Raw genomic sequence first — 14,938 nt, forward strand, 5'->3', positions numbered from 1 at the left:
GGCAGGATCGTCGTGATGGAACCCGTGCGCCACGTCGTCATCGTGCCGGTGAAATCGCCGGCGGTCGGCAAGTCCCGGCTCCGCGTTCCCGGGCCGGCTCGCGTCGAGCTCGCGCGCGCCTTCGCGCTGGACGTGCTCGCAGCTGCTGAGTCCACCTCTACGGTGGCCGAGGTGGTCGTGGCGACGTCCGACCCGGAGGTCGCGCAGACCGTCCGTGCACTCGGTCATCGCGTCGTCGCGGAGGGAAACGGGCTCAACCACGCCCTTCGCGCGGCCGCTGCCGCTGCTCGCGGCTGGTGGCCCGACCTGGTTCCGGTCGCGCTCTGCGCGGACCTGCCGTGCCTGACCGCCCACGACCTCGGGAGCGCACTGGCCCAGGTGACGGCGGACGGAGCGTCCTTCGTCGTGGACGCGACCGGGGAAGGAACGACGCTCTACGGAGCCGGTCAGGACCACTTCGCGCCATGTTTCGGACCCGGCTCGAGTGCCGCCCATGCGGCAGCGGGAGCACGGCCGGTCGACGGGGCGCTTGCCACCCTGCGGCGCGACGTCGACGACGAGGCAGACCTCGCCGAGGCGGTGCGGCTGGGTCCGGGCCGCCACACGCGCGAGGCGCTCGCCCTGCTGTCCTGAGAAGTGACCTGCGCAAGGCCCCACGAGGAACCGTGAGAAATGGCGACAGGGGCCGCCCTACCGGACGACCCCTGTCGGACGTTGAGCCTCAGGACTTCTTGGCGGTCTTCTTCGCCGTGGACTTCTTGGCGGCGCTCTTCTTGGCTGGAGCCTTCTTGGCCGTCGTCTTCTTGGCGGCGCTCTTCTTGGCTGGAGCCTTCTTGGCCGTCGTCTTCTTGGCGGCGCTCTTCTTGGCGGGGGCCGACTTCTTCGCCGCCGTCTTCTTGGCGGGGGCCGACTTCTTCGCCGTCGACTTCTTGGCCGGAGCCGACTTCTTCGCCGTCGACTTCTTGGCCGGGGCCGACTTCTTCGCCGTCGACTTCTTGGCGGGAGCCGACTTCTTCGACGTGCTCTTCTTGGCCGCCGCGGCCGCCTTCTTGGCCGGAGCGGTCGCGCGCTTGGCGGCAGGCGCCGTCGCACTGGCGACCAGCTTCGGCAGCTTCTTGGCGCCGGACACGACGTTCTTGAGGTCCTGCCCCGGGGTGAACTTGGGGACGGCGGTCTTCTTCGCCTTCATCCGGTCGCCGGTCTGGGGGTTGCGGACCCAGCGTGCCTGGCGGACGCGCTTCTCGAAGGAACCGAACCCGGTGATCGCGACCTTCTCGCCCTTCGCGACCTCACGAGTGATGGTGTCGAGCACCGCCTCGAGTGCATGGGCGGCCTGCTTGCGGTTGCCTTCGAAACGCGCAGCGAGCGTGTCGATGAGCTGTGACTTGTTCACTGTCTTCCCTTCCAATGAACGATCTGGGCCGAGCCTGTGCCCGACACTGATAGGCAAACTAGGCATTCGTGGCGCGGGTCACAATGACCACGCCGCGTGTATTGCCCCCTTTTTGCAAGGTTGTTGATGTCGTCAGACAACGCGCATCGCTGCCACGAAATGCCGAAACCCCCTATTTCACAGGGGGTTTGGCATCTCAAGCGGTGGTCGGCAGGAACCCCGGTCGTCGTCGCTCGAAGGCCGTGATCTCCGACTCCCGCGACAGCGTGATGTCGATGTCGTCGAGTCCCTCGAGCAACCGCCACCGGGTGTAGTCGTCGATGTCGAAGCTGTCCTCGATCGCGTCGGGCCCCTCGCCGGCACGGACGGTGCGTGTCTCGAGGTCGACGGTGACGGTGGCGCCCGGCGTGGTCTCCAGCAGGTCCCAGAGTTGGTGCACGACCTTCTCGTCGACCTGTGCGGCCAGCAGCCCGGCCTTGCCGGAGTTGCCGCGGAAGATGTCGGCGAAGCGCGGTGACAGCACGGCCTTGAACCCGTGGTTCTGCAGGGCCCAGACGGCGTGCTCGCGCGAGGAGCCGGTGCCGAAGTCAGGCCCCGCGACGAGCACCGATCCGTCGACGTAGGGCTCGCGGTTGAGCACGAACGCCGGGTCGGTGCGCCAGGCGGCGAAGAGCCCGTCCTCGAAGCCGGTGCGGGTGACGCGCTTGAGGTAGGAAGCCGGGATGATCTGATCCGTGTCGACGTTGCTGCGCCGCAGCGGGACGCCGATGCCGGTGTGGGTCGTGAACTTCTCCATCGGTGACTCCGTTCAGTCCAGGTCAGCCGGCGAGGACAGCGTGCCGCGGATCGCGGTGGCGGCGGCGACGGGCACCGACACCAGGTGCGTGCGGCCTCCCTTGCCCTGCCGCCCCTCGAAGTTGCGGTTGGACGTCGAGGCGCTGCGCTCCTGGGGAGCCAGCTGGTCGGGGTTCATGCCCAGGCACATGGAGCATCCGGCTCCGCGCCACTCGCCCCCGGCCTCCTTGAACACGACGTCGAGGCCTTCGTCCTCGGCCTGCAACCGCACGCGGACGGACCCGGGGACCACCAGCAACCTCGTGTCCTTGGCGACCTGTCGACCGCGCACGATCTCGGCGGCGAGCCGGAGGTCCTCGATCCGGCCGTTGGTGCAGGAGCCCACGAAGACCGTGTCGACCTTGATGTCGCGCATCGGCGTGCCGGCCTCGAGCCCCATGTACTCCAGCGCCCGCTCGGTCGCGTGGGCCTCGACGGGGTCGGCGAAGTCGGCCGGCGAGGGGACCCTGCCGCCGAGCGGCACGCCCTGGCCGGGGTTGGTCCCCCACGTGACGAAGGGCGTCATCTCCGAGGCGTCGAGCACGATCTCCTGGTCGAAGGTGGCGTCGTCGTCGGTGCACAGGCTCTTCCAGTGGGTCACCGCGGCGTCCCAGTCCTCGCCGGTCGGCGCCTCGGGCCGACCCGCGATGTAGTCGAAGGTCGTCTGGTCGGGCGCGATGAGCCCGGCCTTGGCGCCCCACTCGATCGACATGTTGCACACCGTCATCCGGCCCTCCATCGAGAGCTCCTCGATGGCCTGGCCGCGGTACTCGACGACGTAGCCCTGCCCGCCGCCGGTTCCGGTGTGTGCGATGAGGGTGAGCACGAGGTCCTTCGCGGTGACGCCGTCGGGCAGGCTGCCGTTGACGGTCACGGCCATGGTGCGCGGCCGCGACTGCGGCAGCGTCTGGGTGGCGAGCACGTGCTCGACCTCGGAGGTGCCGATGCCGAACGCCAGCGCGCCGAAGGCACCGTGGGTGCTGGTGTGGCTGTCACCGCAGACGATGGTCATCCCGGGCTGGGTGAGCCCGAGCTGCGGTCCGACCACGTGGACGATGCCCTGGTCGAGGTCGCCGAGCGGGTGGATCCGGACGCCGAACTCCTCGGCGTTGCGTCGCAGCGTCTCCACCTGGGTGCGGCTCACCGGGTCGGCGATCGGCTTGTCCCAGTCCACGGTCGGGACGTTGTGGTCCTCGGTGGCGAGGGTGAGGTCGGGACGGCGGACCTGCCGGCCGGCGAGGCGCAGGCCGTCGAAGGCCTGGGGGCTGGTGACCTCGTGGACGAGGTGGAGGTCGATGTAGAGGAGGTCCGGCTCGCCGTCGGCGGCACGGACCACGTGCTCGTCCCACACCTTCTCGGCCAGGGTCCTACCCACGATGCGCTACCTCCTCGTCGTACGTGCCAGCTGAAGCCTACGCCTTGCCATCCAGATGTCGAGACGGCAGTATTGGCATATGGACAACTCGAGCAGCGGCGTGGGCGTCCTGGACAAGGCGGCCCTCGTCCTCACCGCCCTGGAGTCGGGACCCGCCACCCTCGCGGGGCTCGTCGCCGGGACCGGACTCGCCCGCCCCACCGCCCACCGGCTGGCGGTGGCCCTCGAGCACCACCGGCTCGTGGCGCGGGACCTGCAGGGACGCTTCGTCCTCGGCCCACGACTGGCCGAGCTCTCCGCGGCGGCCGGCGAGGACCGCCTGCTCGCCACCGCGGGACCGGTGCTCGCACGGCTCCGCGACATCACCGGGGAGTCGGCCCAGCTCTGGCGACGGCAGGGCGACCACCGCGTGTGCGTGGCGGCTGCCGAACGTCCCTCGGGGTTGCGCGACACGATCCCGGTCGGCACGCAGCTCACCATGAACGCCGGCTCCGCCGCGCAGGTGCTGCTGGCCTGGGAGGACCCGGAGCGGATGCAGCGGGGGCTGCTGAACGCGGCGTTCTCGGCTGCCGCGCTCTCCGGCATCCGGAAGCGCGGCTGGGCCCAGTCGGTCGGTGAGCGCGAGCAGGGGGTGGCGTCGGTGTCCGCCCCCGTCCGCTCCCCCAGCGGCAAGATCGTCGCCGCTGTGTCGGTCTCCGGCCCGCTGGAGCGGCTCTCCCGCCAGCCCGGCCGGATGCACGCGCCGGCCGTGATGGCTGCCGCCGAGCGGCTCAGCGAGTCGTTGCGGCGGGCGGCCGCTGCGGATTGAGGAGCGCCGCAGCCCGAGCTTGCGAGGGCTGGACGAGGCGCGAAGGTTGAGGAGTGTCGACGTGGTCCCGAGCTCGTGAGGGACCACGTGACACGTCTCGAAAACCCAGCCACCCGAGTGGAACGGGTTCCTAGAAGAGCGCGTCCTGCTCGAGCTGGAGCAGCAGCTGCTTGCGCTCGAGACCACCCGCGTAGCCGGTGAGCGTTCCGTTGGCCCCGATGATGCGGTGGCACGGGACGACGACCGGGATCGGGTTCTGCCCGTTGGCGAGCCCGACAGCGCGGGCGGCGGCGTTGGTCCGCCCGAGCCGGTGGGCGATCTCGCCGTAGGAGGCCGTCTCCCCGTAGCCCACGGCACGCAGCTGCGCCCACACCTGCTGCTGGAAGGGCGAGCCCTGAGGTGCGAGCGGGAGGTCGAACTCCTTCAGCTCCCGGGCGAAGTACGCCGTCAGCTGCTCGACCGCGCTGCGCAGCACGGGGTGGTCGTCCCGGCGCGCGCCCAGCGGGCGCCCCGAGGCGGGACGGAAGGGCTCGAACTCGATCGCGGTGATGGCACCGCCCAGCTCGACGATCCGCAGCTGGCCCAGGGGGCTCGGCATCACGGTCCACATGTCAGGTCTCCTTCAGGACGTCGAGGGTGTGCCAGAGGTGCAGCAGGGCGTAGGAGCGCCAGGGAGTCCAGCTCTGAGCCAGCCGCTCGGCGTCCGCGGGGTCCTGTCCCAAGCCTGTGAGGGCAGCGCGGATGCCGAGGTCGGTCGGCAGGAACACGTCGGGATGGCCCAGCGCTCGCATCGCGACGTAGTCGGCGGTCCAGGGACCGATCCCCGGCACCTCGAGCAGCTGGCGGCGTACGTCGAGACGGTCGGCGCCGCGGTCGAGCACGATCCGTCCCTCGGCCAGGGCCGTGGCGAGACCCACCAGCGCGCGCCCCCGCTGCCGCGGCATGGGCAGGGTCTCCGGGTCGACCTCGGCGAGGGTCGCCGCGTCGGGGAAGGAGTGGGTCAGGCCGCCGACCGGGGTGTCGAGCGGCCGACCATGGGCGCGGACGATCCTGCCGGTGACGGTCCGGGCACCGGCCACGCTCACCTGCTGCCCGATCACCGTCCGCAGAGCCAGCTCGTCGCCGGCCGCGTGACCCGGCACCCGCAGCCCGGGACGGCGGCGGACCAGCGGGCCGATGACGGGGTCGCCGGCGAACGCATCGGCCACCGCGACCGGGTCGCAGTCGGCGTCCAGCAGTCGGCGCACCCGTTCGGTGGCGGCCGCGACGTCACGGACGTCGGCGAGACGGAACGTGGCCCGCACCTGGGCGGTCCCGGCGCCGTCGCCCAGGTCGGTCAGGGACATCCGGACGGTGCCGGGCCCGTGCGGCAGCGCCAGCACCCGGGCGTACCACCCGTCGCCCGCCTCCTCGATCCCCGCGACAGCGTGGGCGGCCAGGAAGGCAAGGAGGGCCCGGCCGGCGAACGGTGTCCGGACCGCCAGGCGCAGGGTCAGCTCGCCGGCGCCGGCCGAGCCGGACGGTCGGCCACGCAGCTCGGTGGGCGAGGCGGCGTAGACCTCGCGAACGGTGTCGTTGAACTGCCGGATGCTCGCGAAGCCCGCGGCGAAGGCGATGTCGGCGAAGGAGAGCTCGGTCGTCTCGATCAGCACGCGGGCCGTCTGCGCGCGCCGGGCGCGGGCCAGCGCCAGCGGGCTCGCGCCGAGCTCGGCGGTGAGGATCCGCCCCAGGTGACGCGGTGTGTAGCCGAGCCGCCCCGCCAGGCCGTCGACACCCTCGCGGTCGACGACCCCGTCGGCGATCAGCCGCATCGCGCGACCGGCGGCATCGGCGGCGACGTCCCAGTCGGGACTGCCCGGGGTCGCGTCGGGAAGGCAGCGCTTGCAGGCGCGGAAGCCCGCTGCCTGTGCCCCCGCCGCCGTGGCGTGGAAGGTGACGTTGCCGTAGGCCGGGGTCCTGGCCGGGCAGCTCGGGCGGCAGTAGATCCCGGTCGTCCGCACCCCGGTGTAGAAGACGCCGTCGAACCGTCGGTCGCGGGACTTCACCGCTCGGTAGCAGGACTCGGGGTCGAGTCGGTCGGTCGGCGTCACGACCCCATCCTGCCGCACGTCCCTCGACCGCACTCGCGGAAATCGGACACGGCGGGAGCCGTCGTGGAGCTAGCGGTCGACCGGGGTGTGGGCGGTGGCCGTGGCGGCGCAGAGCGCGGCCATCAACGAGCCGCCGAGCAGACCGGTCGCGAGACCCCTCGGGGTGGTCAACGGCGCCGCCATCGCGCCCATGCCGGTCATCGTCACGACGCCTGCCCCGGCGAGCACCGCCGACGCGATCCGCTCGCGTGACCATGCGCGACCCGACAGCGCGTGTCCCCCGGCGACGGCGGTCGCCACGACGATGAGGGCGCCGCTGCCCTGCCCGTCGGTCACCAGCGACCGGCGGATCTCCGGGTCGACCAGCGCCACCGCGAAGACCGCCGGGGCGAGCTGCAGCGCCCGCGGGGGCTGCCGCCCAGCGGCGCGCAGATCAGAGGCCCAGCCGAGCAGCCCACCCACCACGGCGCCGGGGGCGAGGACGTACGCCGGGGTGCGCCAGGTCATCTCCGAGTCGTCGCCGACGAGCAGCACCATCCAACCGCGCAGCGCACCTGCCCAGGCCAGGCCGGCGGCACTGCCGAAGACCGCACCGCGTGATGGCTGCACGACGACCTCCTGCACCAAGGAGAGTGCGCGGTCCGCTCCGCGTCAAGAGCGGACCGCGCGACGTCGTGCCACGCTGGGGTCCGTGACCTTCGAGCTGGTGGAGATCGGCGAGGACGACTGGCGTGAGTTCCGCGAGCTGCGCCTCGAGGCGCTGGCCGACTCCCCCGCCGCTTTCGGGTCACGTCACGAGGACTGGGTCGACGCTTCGGAGGAACGCTGGCGTGACCGGATCCGCACCGTGCCGTTCAACGTCATCGCCCGCCAGGCGACGACGCCCGTGGGCATGGCCAGCGGCTCCTTCGCCGGGGCGGAGGTGCAGCTCATCTCGATGTATGTCGCGCCCTCGGCGCGAGGGACGGGACTCGCCCGGTTGCTGCTCGACCGGGTCGTCGCCTGGGCGAGCACGCAGGGCCGCGGCACCTTCCTCATGGTGCGCACCGGCAACGAGGCCGCCATCCGGGCCTACCAGCGAGCGGGATTCGTCGACGAGGGGGTGCCGGTCGACTGGCCCGCGGACGAGCCGCCCGAGAACCGGATGGTGCGCCCGGCCGGCTGACGGCCAGCGTACGACCTCGGCGGTGGCGGGTGTTGCTGCGGGAGGTGCGGCGCTTGGGGACGGCCACGGGGTCCTCCTTCCTCGGAGAGCTCAGGCGACGGTCTCGATCGGGCCGAGCCAGGGCTCGAGACCGTCCCACGACTCCTCCCACCGACTGCCCCGCTGGGCGAGCTCCTCGTCGGTGAGCAGGCAGCGCTCGAAGGCAGCCCGGATCTCGGCGCGCTCCTGCAGGTCGTCGTCGATGCCGATGACCGTGATCCGCGTGAGCGGCTCCTCGCGACCCCAGGACCGGGTCGAGCCCACGCTGGCTTGACCGCCGGCACCGTCCCAGGCACAGACCGCGTCCGGACGCGTCGGGAGCCAGAAGCAGCCGCGCGAGCGGCGCGGTCCGCCGCCGAGGATCTTCAGCTCGTCCTGGAACCGCAGCGGGTGGACCGGCCGGTCGGAGCAGAGGTCGAGCCGCCACGCACCGCCGCTGCGCAGCGGCGGGAGCGGGCCGCGGCGGACCTCGGCGACCCAGGCCTCGGCCGCCGCGTCACGGTGCAGCCCGGACGCGAGGTGCGCGGCGTCCAGGAGCGTGGGGTCGGTGACCACGGCGATCTGCGGCCTCGCCAGCGCCAGGACCAGGTCGCGCTCCTCGTGGTCAGGCTCCTCGGTGAGGCAGACCACGTCGGCGTACTCCACCATCGCGCTGGCGACCTCGGCGACGCCGCGTCGATCGTCCTCGGAGGTCGCGAGTCCGCGTTCGTCGAGCAGGTCGTCGCCCAGCAGGTCCTCCGCCACGCCGGCGCCGTTCAGGGCGGCGACGACGGCGGTGACGGCGACGTGCGGAGCAGTACGCGGGTTCCAGGCGAGGACCCGGCAGACCTGGGTGGCCTCGGCCGCGATGGGCAGACAGGCCACGATGCTCCCCCAGCTCCCGTGGGCGGCCAGCCGTTCCAGGGTCGGCAGGACGTCCGCGCGGATGGCACAGGTGACGCAGGCGTGCTCGAGGTCGACCTCCTCCCGCTCGATGAGCCCGGTCACGTCGCTGACGACGCGCGTCAGCACCTGGCGCTCGGAGTCGATTGTGTGGCGGACGGTCACCGCGTCGGGCAGCCCGAGCTGCAACGACATGCTGGCCGAGAGCATCGCCTTCTCCTGCACGCCACTGACCAGCAGCACCGGCTTGCGACGGCGCGAGGGTCGAGGTCCGATCGGCTCGTTGGTCGAGATGAGCATCAGTCGCTCTTCCTTCCCGCGCCGTAGCGGCGCTCGAACTTCTCCACTCGCCCCACGGTGTCAAGCACGCGACCGCGCCCGGTCCAGAACGGGTGGCTGGCTCGGGAGACGTCCACGTCCACCACCGGGTAGGCGGCGCCGTCCTCCCACGTCTGGCGCGGGTGGTCGGGGTCGAGCCGACCGACGAGAGTGGAACGGGTCAGGAACGTGATCCCGGCCGCGCGGTCACGGAAGAGGACCGGTCCGTAGGACGGGTGGAGGGCGTGCTTCATGGGACGTCTCCTGACTCTTGTTGAGAACGGATCTCATTCTATACACAAGACACAGGCGCCCGGACAGCAGCTGCCCACCGTGGCGAGCTGCCCGGCATCACGATGTCGGGCTGGCGACGGCGCGGGCCGGGCCGACGACCCGCCGCCAGTAGCATGGCGCCATGGGCCCCCAGACCGCGCCGCGAGCCTTCACCGAAGCCGGTCGACGTGACACACGGCAGCGCCGGGTGCTCCGCGAGCACCTGTCGGAGTCGGACGCGTTCGTCAGCGCCCAGCAGCTCTACGACGACCTGCGCGCTCGCGGTGACAAGGTCGGCCTCGCGACCATCTACCGCACGCTGCAGGCCATGACCGAGGCCGGCGAGCTCGATGCCCTGCGCACCGACGCGGGTGAGACCCTCTACCGCCAGTGCGGCCCTCGTCACCACCACCACCTGGTGTGCCGCAGCTGCGGCCTGACCGTGGAGCTGGAGGGTCGAGGCGTGGAGCGCTGGGCCGACAAGGCCGCCAGTGACCACGGCTTCAGCGAGGTCAACCACGTCGTCGAGCTCTTCGGGCTCTGCGCCGCCTGCTCGTCGCCGACAGGCTGACCCACGCCCGCCGGCACTCGACCCCGGACAAGGACACGACAGGGCCGTTCACATCCGTAACTAACGAGAGTGACTCTCGTTCTTGAGATGCGCTCCGCAGCCGCGGGGCGATGTCTCGGGACAAGGAGTCACCTCATGAAGCACCTCATGCCCGCGGCGGTCGCCGTCGCGACCACGGCGCTGATCGGCACCGTCACCCTCGCCGCTCCCGCCCATGCCGACCCGTCAGCCTGTGACGACGCCGTGGCCGGGGCCCTGCACACGGCACACGAGCTCGCCGGCCCGGCCGGCGAGCCGGTCCACGTCGTCGAGGACGCCTACTGCGGCGTCGCGCCCTGATCGCGGCCCACGACTCGACGAGGACACCACGGTGACCAGCCGGGACGGCGCGCGGACAGTCGCGACCAGCTCCACCGCCGCGCGCCGTCTCGGCGTCCTCGCGATCCTGCTCGCCGTCGCCGCGCTGTCCCAGCTCTCCCCTGCGTCGAGCTCGCCGCCCGGCGGTCGACCCGGGTCTCCCGCCGGCTGTGCCGAGGTGACCACCACCGACGCCGGCGTCTGGACGACCCGGGTCGCGCCACGCTTCCCGTCCGGATCGCGGCTGCTGACGGCGTACGCCGTGGACCCCGCCGACCGAGGCAGCGCCCTGGTCAGCAACGGCACCGTCGTGCTCCGCACCGAGGACGGCTGCTCGTGGGAGGAGGCGTGGCGGCTTCCGAACGGCTCGGGTGCCCGGGTGGTCGACCTGGTGTGGCACCCGCGCGCCCCCGGCCACGCCTGGGCGACCGTCGTGGAGGCCCCGGACGCCAGCGCGGCCTACCCACCCGGCTTCCCCTCGAATCCCTTCGGCCCCTCGTCGGCGACGGACCGCAGCGCCCTGACCGGCTACCTCGTGCGCACGGCCGACGCCGGACAGACCTGGGCGAGGGGTCCCGAGGTCCTGCAACCCACCGGCCGCTTCGTCCCCTCGCCGTTCGACCCCTCCGTCGGCTTCTGGCCCACCGACACCGCCGTGCAGCGCACCGACGACGGCGGCCGCACGTGGGTCCCGCTGCCGCTGCCGGTGACCACCCGCTCCGGCGAGGTCAACCTCCCGGTGGTGCGTGTGCTCGCCCCCGACCCGGTGACCCCCGGCCGGCTGCGTGCCACGGCCGGCTACCCGGTCCGGTCGGAGGACGGGGGCGCCACCTGGTCGCGCGACGGCAGCGAGACCGGCTACTGGTCCGGCCCCTTCCTGGACGGCGGGGAAGCCGGTCGGACCCGGTTGCTGACGACACACGCGGACTACGCCTCCTCCCAGGTCACCCGGATCCGGACGGAGGGCGTGGGACCACGTGCCACAGACACCGAGATCCGCCCCGGAACCTTCGCGGGTCAGCCGTGGAGCGTCGCCTGGCACCCCTCGGCCGACCAGGCTCTGGTCGCGACGTGGGACGCCGGCTCACCCAGCAACCACCCCGACGTCTCGCTCTACCGCGTCGACGTCGGTCGCGACGGGCGCGCCACCGTCGCCGACGTCAACGACCTCGAGCTGGGACAGGTGGGCGGTGTGAGCGCCGATCGCGGCGGGCTGTTCCACCTCGTCACCGACAGCGCGCTCCTGACCCTGGGTCCGGCCGGGTCCGCCCCTCCCTACACCGGCGGGGACCCCGAGGGGATCTCGCTCGACCCCTTCCCACCCAGCACACCGGTCCCGCCGGCTCCGGCCGGCATCGCCGCACCCGGGGCAGTCGACGTGGAGCCCGGCACCCAGACCTCGGTCGACCTCGCGCTCGACCTCCCGCGCCGGCCCGGGGCACTCGACGTCTTCTTCCTGCTCGACACCTCCAACAGCTTCGAGCCGGACCTGCAGGCGGTCGCCAGCGGCCTGGCGGACGTGGTCAGGACGCTGGCCCGGGCGGGCATCGACGCCCACTACGGCCTCGGCGAGCTCAGCACCAGCGACAACGGACGGCGCTACCGGCGCTGGGCCGACATCGCCGCTCCCGGGCGGTCCCTGCAACGGGGGTTCGAGCAGCTGCGCACCGGCGGCGGCGACGAGGCACACCTCATCGCCCTCGGCCAGGTGGCGACCGGGTCCGGCGTCGCCGGGACGACCGGTCCCACTGTCGCTCCCGGGCAGGATCCCACCTGGCGGCCCGACGCACTCCGCCTGATGGTGACCGTCACCGACGTCCGGTTCTCCGACGAGGGGGACCCCGAGGCCCCGCGCCGGCAGGAGGTGTACGCCGGCCTCCGCGCCGACGACGTCCGTGCCGTCGGTCTGGAGATCGTGCGCGAGGTCGGCGACGACCGCACGCCCGGTGGCCCGGCGGCCGTCGAGGCCGCCGACCGGGCCGGCACCACCGTCCCCACCCCGGCACGCCGCGACCTGGAGGAGCTGGCCGACGCCACGGGGGCCCGTGCACCACGCGGCGGGGTCGACTGCCGCGGCAACGGCACCACCGAGATCCCGGCCGGCGCGCCCATGGTGTGCACCGCGACGGCCGTCCGGGCGGCCGGGGTCAGCTCCCTCACCGAGGTCCTGCCACGGCTGCTGCTCGCACAGGAGGAGCCGGCCACGGTCGCCCTCGAGGCGACCGGGGAGGTGAGCTGGTCGTGGGACCAGCCGGTCGGCGGCCGCCTCGAGGGCGTGGACCTGCGCCGGGACCACGAGCTGCCGCTCACGGCATCGGTCGGCTGCAGCCCGGCCCAGGCCGGCACGGCCATCCCGGTGCGGCTCGTCGCCAGCGTCGAGCGCGAGCGCGGTGCCCCCGTGCGGGTGGCCACGCGCTCGTTGACCGTCCACTGTGGTGCTCCCGCCGGTACCGCCGACCCCGGTCCGCAGACCCAGCCCCCGGGCCCGGGGCCGGGCGACGCACCCGAACCTCCCGTGGCCGCGCAACCCGGTCCCCCGCCGGCGGCCGCCGTGGCTCCTCCGGGTCCACCGCCGGTCCCGATCGCCGCTCCGGGCGTCGCTCCCGGCACCGCCCCCGGGACCGCTCCCGGCACCGCTCCCGGGGCGGCGCAGGGTCTGGCTCCCGGCTCGGGCAGCGCCCATCACGCCGCGGGGGCCGGGGTCGGCGCACACACCGGAGACCGTGGTGAGCAGCCCCTGCTCGCCACGCTCGCCCGGCTCGACGGCCCCGGCGCCGCGTCCGGCGGCACGGTGGGTCCGACCGCCCCGCTGCTGGGCGCCGCCTCCGTCATCGCCGGCGCTGCGGGGCTGGTGGCCCGCCGCCGGTCCGCCACGGCGCGAGCCACCGGCAGCGCCCGCACCCGCCCCTCACCGAGAAGGAACCGATGATGACCCGACCTGCCCTGGCCCTGCCGTCGCTGATGCCGCTGCTGCGGCTGCGCATCGGACTCAGGCCGGCCCTGGTGCTGTGCGTGGTCGTGCTGCTCGGCGTCGTCGCCGGCCTGGCGTGGTACCTCGTGCCGAACCCGCCTGGCACGGAGCGTTCGCTCGACGAGTACGCCTCGCTGGTCGAGCAGGGCCGGGTCACCGAGGTGACCCTGCTGCTCGAGGACTCCCACGTCGTCGGCGTCACCGAGGACGGCATCCGCTTCCACACCTCCTACCCGGGTCAGGAAGGCTCGACGGGCGCCGTGCTGGAGGGGCTCTCCGACTCCGAGGCTCAGGTCACCGTCGATGCCCAACCCGGGAAGCAGACGGCCAGGCTGCTGCTGGTCGGACTGGTCCCGATCCTGCTGCTGGCCGCCCTGTTCGGGCTGCTCTTCGCCGGCGGGAGCGGCGGCACCAGCGGCGTACGCGGCTTCGGCCGGATCGGCCGCGGCCAGGCCTCGCCCCCTGACTCCGGCTTCGACGACGTGGCGGGCGCAGACGGGGCGGTGACCGAGCTCCGCGAGGTCGTCGACTACCTACGGGACCCCGGTCGCTACGCCGCCCTCGGCGCGACGGCCCCGCGGGGCGTGCTCCTCGTCGGCCCGCCGGGGACCGGGAAGACGCTCATCGCCCGCGCGACCGCGGGCGAGGCCGGGGTGCCGTTCTTCTCTGTGGCCGGGGCCGAGTTCGTCGAGTCGCTCGTCGGCGTCGGCGCGGCCCGCATCCGCGACCTCTTCGAGCAGGTACGCCGGGTCGCGCCGGCCATCGTGTTCATCGACGAGATCGACGCGGCAGGTCGTCGGCGCGGGTCCGGGGAGGCGACCGGCTCGTCGGAGGAACGCGAGCAGACCCTCAACCAGCTGCTCGTGGAGCTCGACGGCTTCGCCGCCTCCAGCGGGATCGTCGTGATGGCCGCGACCAACCGGCCCGACATCCTCGACCCCGCGCTCCTGCGCCCGGGACGCTTCGACCGCCACGTCGTGGTCGAGCTGCCCGACCGCCAGGGGCGCCTTGCCATCCTCCAGCTGCACGCCGCAGGTCGACCGGTCGCCCCCGACGTCGACCTGGCGGCCCTCGCCGCCCGCACCACCGGCTTCTCCGGGGCCGACCTCGCGGGCCTGGTCAACGAAGCCGCACTGCTGACGGTGCGCCACGGCCGCACCGAGATCGGCTCGGCCCAGCTGAGCGAGGCCATCGACCGCCTCGTGGGCGGCTCGCACAGCCGTCGGAGTCGGACCTCGGACGCCGTACGCGGACGGCTGACCGCCCGGGCGGCCGGTCACGCGGTGGTCGCCGCTGCGCTGGGCCACGAGGTGACCCGGGTGAGCACCGTGGGCGGCGGCCGGCGGCTTCCGGACGCCGAGGACGCCGTCCGCGGGCAGGGCGAGCTGCTCGCCGACCTGACCGCGACCGTGGCGGGCGTCGCTGCGGAGCGGCGCCTCGTCGGGGATCTCTCGACCGCGGCGGAGACCGACCTCGAGCACGCCACCCAGGCCGCCCACGACCTCGTCGCCCGCTACGGGATGGGCGTGACGACCGGGCCGGTGCGGCTCGCTGGCGAGCTCGGGGGCGGCTTCCTCGGGGAGTCCGCCGCCGCGGTCACGCTCTCCGACGGGCTCCGCGCGCGGGTCGAGGCCGAGGTCGCCACCCTGGTGGCCGAGGCGGTCGAACGAGCGGACGGCCTGCTCGAGCGCCACGCCGACCTGCTCGCCGCGCTGGTCGCACGACTCGAGGAGTCGGAGTCGCTCGAGGGCCCGGACCTCGAGCTGGCGCTGGCGCCGGTGACGGGGACGCGGGTCGACGTGCCCGAGGGAGTCACCGCCACTCCGTCGTGAGTGCAGGTCCGAGGGCCTGCGCCGTCACCC

Annotated in this window: 15 protein-coding genes; 7 read left to right on the forward strand and 8 right to left on the reverse strand. The window is 73.3% G+C overall.

What is annotated here, in order from left to right:
- Positions 1 to 15: 15 nt before the first annotated feature.
- Complete coding sequence (cofC, locus tag K6T13_RS11870; protein ID WP_222894778.1) at positions 16 to 633, forward strand: 2-phospho-L-lactate guanylyltransferase; 618 nt, start codon at positions 16 to 18, stop codon at positions 631 to 633.
- Between the two features lie 88 nt (positions 634 to 721).
- Here cofC and K6T13_RS11875 read toward each other — a convergent pair whose 3' ends face one another.
- The 3 genes from K6T13_RS11875 to leuC form a co-directional block, all read right to left on the reverse strand.
- A complete protein-coding gene (locus tag K6T13_RS11875) occupies positions 722 to 1,393 on the reverse strand; it encodes an HU family DNA-binding protein (protein ID WP_222894779.1) in 672 nt (223 codons plus the stop codon).
- A gap of 196 nt (positions 1,394 to 1,589) precedes the next feature.
- Positions 1,590 to 2,189 (reverse strand): 3-isopropylmalate dehydratase small subunit, encoded by a 600-nt coding sequence (leuD, locus tag K6T13_RS11880; protein WP_222894780.1) that lies wholly within the window; start codon positions 2,187 to 2,189, stop codon positions 1,590 to 1,592.
- Positions 2,190 to 2,201: 12 nt separating this feature from the next.
- On the reverse strand, positions 2,202 to 3,602 hold the full coding sequence (gene leuC / locus K6T13_RS11885) for a 3-isopropylmalate dehydratase large subunit (protein WP_222894781.1): 1,401 nt from the start codon (positions 3,600 to 3,602) through the stop codon (positions 2,202 to 2,204).
- A 79-nt stretch (positions 3,603 to 3,681) separates the two neighbouring features.
- Here leuC and K6T13_RS11890 point away from each other — a divergent pair, with 79 nt between their 5' ends.
- Positions 3,682 to 4,410: an IclR family transcriptional regulator gene (locus tag K6T13_RS11890; protein WP_222894782.1), complete on the forward strand. Its 729-nt coding sequence runs from the start codon at positions 3,682 to 3,684 to the stop codon at positions 4,408 to 4,410.
- A gap of 130 nt (positions 4,411 to 4,540) precedes the next feature.
- Here K6T13_RS11890 and K6T13_RS11895 read toward each other — a convergent pair whose 3' ends face one another.
- The 3 genes from K6T13_RS11895 to K6T13_RS11905 form a co-directional block, all read right to left on the reverse strand.
- Positions 4,541 to 5,020 carry a methylated-DNA--[protein]-cysteine S-methyltransferase gene (locus tag K6T13_RS11895; RefSeq protein ID WP_222894783.1) on the reverse strand — a complete coding sequence of 160 codons (480 nt, stop codon included), beginning with the start codon at positions 5,018 to 5,020 and terminating at the stop codon, positions 4,541 to 4,543.
- A 1-nt stretch (position 5,021) separates the two neighbouring features.
- Entirely contained in the window at positions 5,022 to 6,500 is a 1,479-nt protein-coding gene (locus K6T13_RS11900) for a DNA-3-methyladenine glycosylase 2 family protein (protein ID WP_222894784.1), read from the reverse strand.
- A 69-nt stretch (positions 6,501 to 6,569) separates the two neighbouring features.
- Complete coding sequence (locus K6T13_RS11905) at positions 6,570 to 7,109, reverse strand: hypothetical protein (protein ID WP_222894785.1); 540 nt, start codon at positions 7,107 to 7,109, stop codon at positions 6,570 to 6,572.
- Positions 7,110 to 7,191: 82 nt separating this feature from the next.
- Here K6T13_RS11905 and K6T13_RS11910 point away from each other — a divergent pair, with 82 nt between their 5' ends.
- A complete protein-coding gene (locus K6T13_RS11910; protein WP_222894786.1) occupies positions 7,192 to 7,665 on the forward strand; it encodes a GNAT family N-acetyltransferase in 474 nt (157 codons plus the stop codon).
- A gap of 90 nt (positions 7,666 to 7,755) precedes the next feature.
- Here the strand turns inward: K6T13_RS11910 and K6T13_RS11915 are convergent, their stop codons facing one another.
- The gene (locus tag K6T13_RS11915) at positions 7,756 to 8,886 is read right to left on the reverse strand and encodes a GTP-binding protein (protein ID WP_222894787.1); all 1,131 of its coding nucleotides are present in this window, start codon (positions 8,884 to 8,886) and stop codon (positions 7,756 to 7,758) included.
- A complete protein-coding gene (locus K6T13_RS11920) occupies positions 8,886 to 9,158 on the reverse strand; it encodes a type B 50S ribosomal protein L31 (RefSeq protein ID WP_222894788.1) in 273 nt (90 codons plus the stop codon). The genes K6T13_RS11915 and K6T13_RS11920 overlap by 1 nt, the downstream gene beginning before the upstream one ends.
- A 161-nt stretch (positions 9,159 to 9,319) precedes the next feature.
- Here K6T13_RS11920 and K6T13_RS11925 point away from each other — a divergent pair, with 161 nt between their 5' ends.
- From K6T13_RS11925 to K6T13_RS11940, 4 genes are all read left to right on the forward strand, one after another.
- Positions 9,320 to 9,748, forward strand: a complete 429-nt coding sequence (locus K6T13_RS11925; protein WP_222894789.1) for a Fur family transcriptional regulator — start codon at positions 9,320 to 9,322, stop codon at positions 9,746 to 9,748.
- A 135-nt stretch (positions 9,749 to 9,883) separates the two neighbouring features.
- The gene (locus K6T13_RS11930; protein ID WP_222894790.1) at positions 9,884 to 10,087 is read left to right on the forward strand and encodes a hypothetical protein; all 204 of its coding nucleotides are present in this window, start codon (positions 9,884 to 9,886) and stop codon (positions 10,085 to 10,087) included.
- 31 nt (positions 10,088 to 10,118) lie between these two features.
- Positions 10,119 to 13,034, forward strand: a complete 2,916-nt coding sequence (locus K6T13_RS11935; RefSeq protein WP_222894791.1) for a hypothetical protein — start codon at positions 10,119 to 10,121, stop codon at positions 13,032 to 13,034.
- Positions 13,031 to 14,908 carry an ATP-dependent metallopeptidase FtsH/Yme1/Tma family protein gene (locus K6T13_RS11940; RefSeq protein WP_222894792.1) on the forward strand — a complete coding sequence of 626 codons (1,878 nt, stop codon included), beginning with the start codon at positions 13,031 to 13,033 and terminating at the stop codon, positions 14,906 to 14,908. The genes K6T13_RS11935 and K6T13_RS11940 overlap by 4 nt, the downstream gene beginning before the upstream one ends.
- The last annotated feature ends 30 nt before the right edge of the window (positions 14,909 to 14,938 follow it).

Source organism: Nocardioides coralli (genome assembly GCF_019880385.1).
GTDB classification, from domain to species: Bacteria; Actinomycetota; Actinomycetes; order Propionibacteriales; family Nocardioidaceae; genus Nocardioides; species Nocardioides coralli.

What these genes read in the sequence shown, in the direction of transcription:
- cofC (WP_222894778.1), top strand. Translation starts at nt 16, where the DNA reads ATGGAACCCGTGCGCCACGTCGTCATCGTGCCGGTGAAATCGCCGGCG.
- leuD (WP_222894780.1), bottom strand. Translation starts at nt 2,189, where the DNA reads ATGGAGAAGTTCACGACCCACACCGGCATCGGCGTCCCGCTGCGGCGC.
- K6T13_RS11890 (WP_222894782.1), top strand. Translation starts at nt 3,682, where the DNA reads ATGGACAACTCGAGCAGCGGCGTGGGCGTCCTGGACAAGGCGGCCCTC.
- K6T13_RS11895 (WP_222894783.1), bottom strand. Translation starts at nt 5,020, where the DNA reads ATGTGGACCGTGATGCCGAGCCCCCTGGGCCAGCTGCGGATCGTCGAG.
- K6T13_RS11915 (WP_222894787.1), bottom strand. Translation starts at nt 8,886, where the DNA reads ATGCTCATCTCGACCAACGAGCCGATCGGACCTCGACCCTCGCGCCGT.
- K6T13_RS11920 (WP_222894788.1), bottom strand. Translation starts at nt 9,158, where the DNA reads ATGAAGCACGCCCTCCACCCGTCCTACGGACCGGTCCTCTTCCGTGAC.
- K6T13_RS11925 (WP_222894789.1), top strand. Translation starts at nt 9,320, where the DNA reads ATGGGCCCCCAGACCGCGCCGCGAGCCTTCACCGAAGCCGGTCGACGT.
- K6T13_RS11930 (WP_222894790.1), top strand. Translation starts at nt 9,884, where the DNA reads ATGAAGCACCTCATGCCCGCGGCGGTCGCCGTCGCGACCACGGCGCTG.
- K6T13_RS11940 (WP_222894792.1), top strand. Translation starts at nt 13,031, where the DNA reads ATGATGACCCGACCTGCCCTGGCCCTGCCGTCGCTGATGCCGCTGCTG.